The organism is Flavonifractor sp. (assembly GCF_019422385.1).
Classification (GTDB): domain Bacteria; phylum Bacillota; class Clostridia; order Oscillospirales; family Oscillospiraceae; genus Flavonifractor; species Flavonifractor avistercoris.
The window spans coordinates 1-8,183 of record NZ_JAHZDL010000101.1; the positions used below are offsets into that span (position 1 = coordinate 1).

The following is an 8,183-nucleotide window of genomic DNA, read 5'->3' on the forward strand; positions in this document are numbered from 1 at the left end:
ACCTGGCCGCCGCCTTCCCCTCCGCCTGCGGCAAGACCAACCTGGCCATGCTCATTCCACCGGAGCACTACCGCAAGGCCGGCTGGAAGGTCTGGTGCGTGGGCGACGACATCGCTTGGCTGCGCATCGGCCCCGACGGCCGCCTGTGGGCCATGAATCCGGAGTACGGCTTCTTCGGCGTGGCCCCCGGCACCAACGCCAAATCCAACCCCAACGCCCTGGCCACCACCCGGCAGGGCACCATCTTCACCAACGTGGTACATAACCTGGACGACAACACCGTGTGGTGGGAGGGCCTGGACAAGAACCCGCCGGAGCACGCGGTGGACTGGAAGGGCCGCCCCTGGAACGGAAAGACTTCCACCGAAAAGGGCGCCCATCCCAACTCCCGCTTCACCGCCCCGGCCAAGAACTGCCCCTGCATCTCCCCCGAGTTTGAGAACCCCCAGGGCGTGCCCATCTCCGCCATCGTGTTCGGCGGCCGCCGGGCCAAGACCGCCCCCCTGGTCTACCAGTCCCGGGACTGGGCCCACGGCGTGTTTGTGGGCTCCATCATGGCCTCGGAGACCACCGCCGCCGCCACCGGCGCGGTGGGCGTGGTGCGCCGGGATCCCATGGCCATGCTCCCCTTCTGCGGCTATCACATGGCCGACTACTGGCAGCACTGGCTGGACATGGGTGAGAAGCTGGGAGACAAGGCCCCCAGGATCTTCAACGTCAACTGGTTCCGCACCGACGACGAGGGGAACTTCATCTGGCCCGGCTTCGGCGACAACCTGCGGGTGCTGGAGTGGATCCTGAAGCGCTGCTTCGGTGAGGCCGACGCGGCGGAGACCGCCATTGGCTACGAGCCCAGGCCCGAGGACATCGATCTGGAGGACTCCGGCGTGGAGCTGGACACCCTGAAGGGCCTGCTGGGCGTGGACAAGGCCCTGTGGCAGGAGGAGGTCAAGGGCATCCGGGCGTTCTATCAGAAGTTCGGCGACAAGCTGCCGAAACAGCTCTCCCAGGAGCTGGACGCGCTGGAGGGCCGGCTCAACTGAATCTCTTTTCTATCCGTGAAAGTGCCTGGCGGCCAAGCCGCCGGGCACTTCAGCCTGCCGAAAAGACTTTTCGGCAGGCTGCTAAACTTTTTGAAACTTCAAAAAAGTTTCAAAAAGTTGTTTGATCCAACGCGAAAGGGAACCCTGACGGTTCCCTTTCACACTATCCTTCCCTCCGAATCCTTTGGCTGGAGGGTTTATTAACAGCCGCAAGCGCCTGGCGGCCAAGCCGCCGGGCGCTTTTCCTATGGTCAAAATACACAAAACAGGACAGGTCTTACTCTGCGCGGAATCTCCAAAGTTGATTTTATGCAAAAAGTTTCACTGGCGGGCAAAAATCAAAATGTGCTATCATTTTTATAGATGAAAAGGAGGAATTGCCCATGAAACGGATTCAGAGCGCCTGCCTGGAACAGACCATTCTCTTCTCCGCCAGCGACGATCTCAGCCCCGAGCTGGCCGCCAAAATGGTGCGCCAAGAGGTGGAGAGCTACAAGCTGTCTCTGACGCGCAAGCAGGTGGCCTATAAAATCGAAGCGGAAACGCCTCAGCCGGACGGCTCTGTGATCGTCAGGCTCAGGCGGCAGTATAACTTCTACAGCTGCGGCACCTATCTGGACTGAGCTGGTGGGCCTATGTATCAGATTGGAGACTATGTGGTCTACGGCGGCAGCGGCGTCTGCCAGGTGATGGCGGTGGGGACGCCGGCCTCCAGCGCCTGCGACCGGCATCGGCCCTACTATACCCTCCGCCCCCTGGCCAGCACGGAGACCATCTATGTGCCGGTGGACGCCCACGTGTCCATGCGGCCGGTGCTCACCCGGCAGGAGGCAGACGCGCTGATCCTCCAGCTGCCCGGCCTGCCGGAGTGCCCGGTGGACACCAAAAATCCCCAGCTCCGCTCCCACGCCTACCAGGAATCCTTCCGCGCCAACGACAGCGCGGAGCTGGCCCGGCTGCTCAAAACCATCCACCACAAGGACTCGGACGCCCGCCGGGCCGGGCGGCAGCCGGGCAAGGTGGACGAGCGCTTCCGCAAGCGGGCGGAAGCGCTGCTCTACGGGGAGCTCGCCGTGGCATTGGGCATCCCCCAGGACAGCGTGCCCCAATATATTCACCAAAAGCTGAAAGCGGCGGGACGGAGCTGATCCGTCCCGCCTGAGACTATCGATAAGTCCTCCGACCGAAGGATTCGGAGGGAAGGATAGTGTGAAAGGGAACCGTCAGGGTTCCCTTTCGCGTTGGATCAAACAACTTTTTGAAACTTCAAAAAAGTTTCAAAAAGTTCAGCAGCCTGTCGAAAAGACTTTTCGACAGGCTGCTGCGGGACGGAGCTGATCCGTCCCGCTTTTTTGCTGTCAGGCGGCCGGTCCGGCGCATAGGATGGGCAAAAGGAGGTATTCCCATGCCCATCATCTATCTCTCCCCTTCCACCCAGGAGAACAACCTGTACGTCAACGGCGGCACCGAGGAGGAGTGGATGAACCGCCTGGCCGACGCCATGGTGCCCTATCTCACCGCCGCCGGCATCCGCTACACCCGCAACACCCCCGAGATGACCGCCGCGTCCTCCATCCGGGCCTCCAACGCGGGCAGCTATGATCTCCACCTGGCCCTCCACTCCAACGCCGCGCCGGAGGGCCAGTACGGCCAGGTGCGGGGGGTGCTGGTGTTCTACTATCCCGGCTCCGTCCAGGGACAGCGGGCCGCCAACCTGGTGGCCAACGGCCTGAAAACCATCTACCCCCTGCCTAACTTGGTGCGGGCGGAGCCCACCACCTCCATCGGTGAGGTGCGCCGGGTGCGGGCCCCCTCGGTGTTCCTGGAGCTGGGCTACCACGACAACCCGGACGACGCCGCCTGGGTGAAGAACAATCTGGACGCCATCGCCCGCAGCATCGTCCTCTCCCTCACCGAGTACTTCGGCCTGCCCTTCCTGGAGCCCCAGGCCCCCCGGCCCGCCGTGGTGGACGTGTCCTGGGGCTACCTGAACATACGGGATAAGCCGGACACCCGCTCCGCCGTGATTGCCCGGGCCTATGACGGCGCCCGGCTCACCGTCCTCAACCAGTGGCAGGGCTGGTATGTGGTGCGCTTCGACAACGTGGTGGGCTGGGCCAGCGGCGACTTCATCACCCTGCTGTGAGGCGCCGCCATGGTCATCCACGTGGTGCGGCCCGGGGAGAGCGCCTATTCCATCGCCCTGGCGTACGGCATCCCCATGTCCCAGCTGGTGCTGGACAACGACCTGGAGAGCTCCGGCCGCCTGGCGGTGGGCCAGGCGCTGGTGGTGCAGTTCCCCACCCAGACCCACACGGTGCAGGCTGGGGAGACGGCCGCCTCTATCGCCGCGGCCTATGGGCTCTCCCTCCGTCAGCTCTACCGCAACAACCCCATCCTGGGCGGCCGGCCGGACATCTACCCGGGGGAGACCCTGGTGATCTCCTATGATCAGGAGCCGGAGGGGGAGCTAACCGCCAGCGGCTACGCCTACCCCTTTATCCCCTCCTCCCTGCTCTCCTCCGTCCTGCCCTATCTCACCTACCTGACCCCCTTTACCTACGGCTTCACCCCCCAGGGGGCGCTGGTGGAGCTGGACGACAGGGCCCTCCTGGCCGCCGCGGTGGAGGCGGGCACCGCCCCGCTGATGCACCTGTCCACCCTCACGGAAAGCGGCGGCTTCTCCAACGAGCTGGCTCACCTGGCCCTCACCGACCAGGCGCTGCAGGACACCCTGATCGACAACCTGGAGGCCATGCTGCTCCGAAAGGGCTACCGGGGGCTGGATGTGGACTTTGAGTATCTGCCGCCGGAGGATGCCGGGGCCTACGCCGCCTTCCTGGCCCGGCTGACGGAGCGGCTGGCCCCCCTGGACCTGCCGGTGCTGGCCGCCCTGGCCCCCAAGACCTCCGCCGACCAGCCGGGCACCCTCTACGAGGGCCACGACTACGCCGCCATCGGCGCCGCTGTCAACCGGGTGCTTCTCATGACCTACGAGTGGGGCTATATCTACGGCCCGCCCATGGCGGTGGCTCCACTGCCCAACGTGCGCCGGGTGGTGGAGTACGCCCTCACCGAGATCCCGGCGGAGAAGCTGTGGCTGGGGGTGCCTCTCTACGGGTACGACTGGCCCCTCCCCTTTGTCCAGGGCCGCACCAGGGCCCAGTCCCTCTCCCCCCAGGAGGCGGTGGCCCTGGCCGTCCGCTACGGCGTGGAGATCCAGTATGACCAGCAGTCCCAGGCCCCCTGGTTCCGCTATACCGACGAATACGGCGGCGGGCACGAGGTGTGGTTCGAGGACGCCCGCTCCATCCAGGCCAAGCTGGCCCTGGTGCCGGAGTACGGCCTGGACGGCGTGGGATACTGGAATCTCAACCGGCCCTTCCCCCAGAACTGGCGGGTGCTCAACGCCCTCTACCGCGTCCGGGGGCCGCAGATTTAGAGGCATTCTGGCGTTCATAGAACGTTCATAGTAAGTTTGGAAATGGTTCACCACTTGCCGGCGGAAGCTGATAGAATAGAGACTGCCAGGAAGACCAAAGCAATCCTGTCGAACCTCCTCCTCTCTTTTCCTCTCTTTGACCCACCCCCATTACTGTCTCCCGCAGGGCGGCAATCGCCCCCTGCGGGAGACAGACCAGACACTCCGCGCCTCTGCCTGCAGAGGCGCGTTTTTGCGTCTTTGGCGGGCAGAAAATACCCCTTGTGCTTTTTTCGTTCCTTCGGTATAATAAGTACATAGATATAGTGGTTATCCCCGTCCGCTGAAAGGAGCTCCCCATGGCGCGATACGGCTTCATCCATGACAAGCTTGATATGAAACTGCTGATCCTCTACTTCATGTGCCGTGTGGCGGCCCCGGTGGATTTTGCCACCGTGACGGGGCTGACCGTGTGCGACGACGGCATCGACTACTTCGACTTTGCCGAGGCCCTGTCCGAGCTGGTGGATACCGGCCACCTGACCCTGGAGGACGGGCTCTACGCCATCACGGAGAAGGGGCGGGCCAACAGCGCCGCCTGTGAAAGCAGCCTCCCCTTCTCCGTCAAGCGCAAGTGCAGCGCCCAGCTGGTCAAGCTCAACGGCATCCTCCGCCGCAACGCACAGGTGCGGGCCGAGACCCATCTGCGCACGGACGGCGGTGTCGCCCTGCAGCTCTTTCTGGACGACGAGACCGGCAACCTGCTGACCCTGGAGATGTTCTGCGGCTCCCAGGAGCAGGCCGACCGTCTGGCCAGGAACTTCAAGGCGGAGCCGGAACGCATCTACAACGAGGTGCTCTCCGCTCTCCTCTCCTCCGGTGAGGATGGAAAGGACGAACGGGAGGAGTGAACCTGAAACAAGCCCAAAAAGTCCGCCCCGCGTCGGTACGCGGGGCGTGCTCTTTTGGGGCCTGTTTCACCTACAGCAGCGGGGCCAGCACCCGCAGGATGGAGCGGAACAGCCGGCGGGGCCAGGCGTGGGCCAGGCACTCCTCCAGCGTCACCGGCTGGCTCTTAAACTGGGTCTCCAGGAAATCCCGTTTCACATCCAGGATGGTGGGATCCCGGTAGAGCAGCACCGCGTCCTCAAAGTGGAGGAACATGCTGCGATAGTCCAGGTTGATGGAGCCCACCACGGCGCAGAGATCGTCCACCACCATATTTTTGGCGTGGACAAAGCCGGGGGTGTACTCAAAGATCTGCACCCCCGCCTCCAGCAGGGGCTCGTAATGGGAGCGGGTCAGCTCAAACACCAGGGGCTTGTCCGGAATATGGGGGGTAATGATGCGCACGTCCACCCCCGCCTTGGCCGCGTTGCACAGGGCGGTATTCACGCTGTCGCTGACAATCAGGTAGGGCGTCATGACATAGAGATACCGCTTGGCCTTGCTGATCAGGTTCAGGTATACCGTCTCCCCCACCGGCTCGTCGTCCAGGGGGTTGTCGGTATAGGGCTGGACATAGTATCCGGCCCCCCCGGCGGCCTCCGCCGGCAGGGCCGCCGGGCGGAAGCGGCTGTAGTCCTCCTCCACATCCCGGATATACTCCCACATGGTGAGGAACATCACCGTCATGCTCCACGCCGCCTCCCCCTTCAGCAGGATGGCGCTGTCCTTCCAGTGGCCGAAGCGGGGCTTTTGGTTGATATACTCGTCGGCCAGGTTGATGCCGCCGGTGAAGGCGGTGTGGCCGTCGATGATGCAGAACTTCCGGTGATCCCGGTTGTTCATGCGGATGGAGATGATGGGCTTGAAGCGGTTGAAAAAGCAGCAGGGGATGCCGGTCTCGGCCTCAAACTTGTGGGCGTAGTTCATGGGGAGGGTGTTCAGGGAGCCCACGTCGTCGTAGATCACCCGCACGTCCACCCCGGCGGCGTGCTTTTCCCGCAGGATCTCCACAATGGAGTCCCAGAACACGCCGGGGGCGATGATGAAATATTCCAGGAAGATATACTTCTCCGCCTTTTTCAGCTCCTCCAGCATGACGGGGAAGGCGTCATCCCCCAGCGGAAAATAGCGCGTCCAGGTGTTGGTGTACACGGGGCAGCGGGCGTACCGCTCCAGATAGCGGGCCTGATTGGCCGCATCCGCCCCCAGCCGCTCCAGCTGCTCCGCCTTGTAGTCCCGCTCCAGCTGCTCCAGCATGGTGCGATCCATGCCCTGCATCTTCCGCCGCTGCCGGGCTGACAGCTTGTTGCCGCCGCAGAGCAGATACAGCAGCCAGCCAAAGGCGGGAAACAGCAGGATGGGAACGATCCAGGCGATCTTATACCCCGGGTCGGTCTGCCGGCTGACAATAATCAGGACAGCCAGCACGGACAGCACCAGGCTGCCCCATCTGACATACGAGTATCCTGCCGAGGACAGCGCAAGCATTCCGATGATCAGTGCCGCCTGTACAAGGATCAGCGCCGCCACAATCACAGAGCGCTGAAAGAGCAGGGACGCCAGCTTTTTGATGTTCATGGGTTTCATGAATTCGCCTCTCTACTTGACCACCACATTTTCCGCGCCCAGCAGCTCCTGGAGTTCCCGGATCAGGGCGTCGTGCACCAGGCAGGGGGTGCCCAGCAGCTTGCCGGTGTCCGCGCAGCGCACCTTCATCTGCTCGGTGCCCGGGAACATGGTGAGCACCAGCCTGATCTTCTCCCACCGGGGATCCTCCAGGCTGGGTATGCGGATGTAAAGCCTCCTGGCTTTCCGGCCCTCTTCCGCCGGGGGCTGGCTGCCCTTCACGTGCTCCAGGGGGCGCACCCGGTCGCACATGAGCTGGGGGGCCTTCTCATCCCGGACGGAGAGGCGGCCCTCCGCCAGCACCGGCACCCCCTCCTTCAGGTAGGGGCCCGCCTCCCCCAGCACCCGGGCGAAGACCAGCATCTCCATGGAGCCGGTGTCGTCCTCCAGCACCACGTAGGCCATCAGGGTGTTGCTGCGGGTGGTCTTGGTGCGGGCGGAGGCCACCACCCCCGCCAGGGTCACCCGCTGCTCATCCCGGTAGGTGGTGGGGCCGCCCTCCTGGGCGAAGTCGGCCAGAATGGCGCCGATTGGGGCCGCCTTACACTGGCGGGCCAGCGCCCGGTACTCGTCCATGGGGTGCCCGGTGAGGTAGAGGCCGGTGGTCTCCTTCTCCATGGCCATCAGCTCCTGCCGGGTGAACTCCTCGATGGGCTCCACCCGCAGCTCCGGGGGCTTCTGCTCCCCGCCGCCGCCACCGCCGAAGAGGTCAAACTGCCCCTCCAGGTTCTTGCGCTTGTTCTGGGCGATGGAGTCCACCAGGGACTCATAGGCCCGGAGCAGCTGGGAGCGGTGAAATCCCATGCTGTCAAAGGCGCCGCACTTGATGAGGCTCTCCAGCACCCGCTTGTTGCAGTCGGCGTCGCTCATGCGCTGGCAGAAGTCGGGGAAGGAGGTGAAGGGTCCGCCCCTCTGCCGCTCCGCCAGCACCTCGTTGATGAAGCCCCGGCCCACCCCCTTGACGGCTACCAGGCCGAAGCGGATGTTGTCGCCGGAGACGGTGAAATCGGCCTCCGACTCGTTGATGTCCGGGGGCAGCAGGGCGATGCCGCAGTCCTTGCACTCGGCGATATACTCGGCCACCTTCTCACTGGAGTCCAGCACGGAGGTGAGCAGGGCGGCCATGTACTCCCGGGTGTAGTGGC

At 64.0% G+C, this 8,183-nt stretch carries 8 protein-coding genes; 6 read left to right on the plus strand and 2 right to left on the minus strand.

Annotated features, from left to right (window positions below; all coding sequences use genetic code 11):
• From QZ378_RS11270 to QZ378_RS11295, 6 genes are all read left to right on the plus strand, one after another.
• The coding region (locus tag QZ378_RS11270; RefSeq protein ID WP_291258334.1) for a phosphoenolpyruvate carboxykinase (GTP) at nt 1-1,043 on the plus strand (1,043 nt) is incomplete at its 5' end.
• 383 nt (nt 1,044-1,426) lie between these two features.
• A complete protein-coding gene (locus tag QZ378_RS11275) occupies nt 1,427-1,666 on the plus strand; it encodes a hypothetical protein (RefSeq protein ID WP_291258335.1) in 240 nt (79 codons plus the stop codon).
• Between the two features lie 12 nt (nt 1,667-1,678).
• Nucleotides 1,679-2,191: a CarD family transcriptional regulator gene (locus QZ378_RS11280; protein ID WP_291258336.1), complete on the plus strand. Its 513-nt coding sequence runs from the start codon at nt 1,679-1,681 to the stop codon at nt 2,189-2,191.
• A gap of 257 nt (nt 2,192-2,448) precedes the next feature.
• The gene (locus tag QZ378_RS11285; RefSeq protein ID WP_191378572.1) at nt 2,449-3,189 is read left to right on the plus strand and encodes an N-acetylmuramoyl-L-alanine amidase; all 741 of its coding nucleotides are present in this window, start codon (nt 2,449-2,451) and stop codon (nt 3,187-3,189) included.
• Nucleotides 3,190-3,198: 9 nt separating this feature from the next.
• A complete protein-coding gene (locus QZ378_RS11290) occupies nt 3,199-4,485 on the plus strand; it encodes a glycosyl hydrolase family 18 protein (protein WP_291258337.1) in 1,287 nt (428 codons plus the stop codon).
• A 374-nt stretch (nt 4,486-4,859) separates the two neighbouring features.
• On the plus strand, nt 4,860-5,375 hold the full coding sequence (locus QZ378_RS11295) for a DUF4364 family protein (RefSeq protein ID WP_291258338.1): 516 nt from the start codon (nt 4,860-4,862) through the stop codon (nt 5,373-5,375).
• 70 nt (nt 5,376-5,445) lie between these two features.
• Here QZ378_RS11295 and cls read toward each other — a convergent pair whose 3' ends face one another.
• Together cls and QZ378_RS11305 are read right to left on the minus strand one after the other, a co-directional pair.
• On the minus strand, nt 5,446-6,999 hold the full coding sequence (gene cls / locus QZ378_RS11300) for a cardiolipin synthase (protein WP_366935201.1): 1,554 nt from the start codon (nt 6,997-6,999) through the stop codon (nt 5,446-5,448).
• Between the two features lie 12 nt (nt 7,000-7,011).
• Nucleotides 7,012-8,183, minus strand: a 1,172-nt coding sequence (locus QZ378_RS11305; RefSeq protein ID WP_366935202.1) for an OB-fold nucleic acid binding domain-containing protein, incomplete at its 5' end; no start/stop codon positions are given.

What these genes read in the sequence shown, in the direction of transcription:
- QZ378_RS11275 (WP_291258335.1), top strand. Translation starts at nt 1,427, where the DNA reads ATGAAACGGATTCAGAGCGCCTGCCTGGAACAGACCATTCTCTTCTCC.
- QZ378_RS11290 (WP_291258337.1), top strand. Translation starts at nt 3,199, where the DNA reads ATGGTCATCCACGTGGTGCGGCCCGGGGAGAGCGCCTATTCCATCGCC.
- cls (WP_366935201.1), bottom strand. Translation starts at nt 6,999, where the DNA reads ATGAAACCCATGAACATCAAAAAGCTGGCGTCCCTGCTCTTTCAGCGC.
- QZ378_RS11295 (WP_291258338.1), top strand. Translation starts at nt 4,860, where the DNA reads ATGAAACTGCTGATCCTCTACTTCATGTGCCGTGTGGCGGCCCCGGTG.
- QZ378_RS11285 (WP_191378572.1), top strand. Translation starts at nt 2,449, where the DNA reads ATGCCCATCATCTATCTCTCCCCTTCCACCCAGGAGAACAACCTGTAC.
- QZ378_RS11280 (WP_291258336.1), top strand. Translation starts at nt 1,679, where the DNA reads ATGTATCAGATTGGAGACTATGTGGTCTACGGCGGCAGCGGCGTCTGC.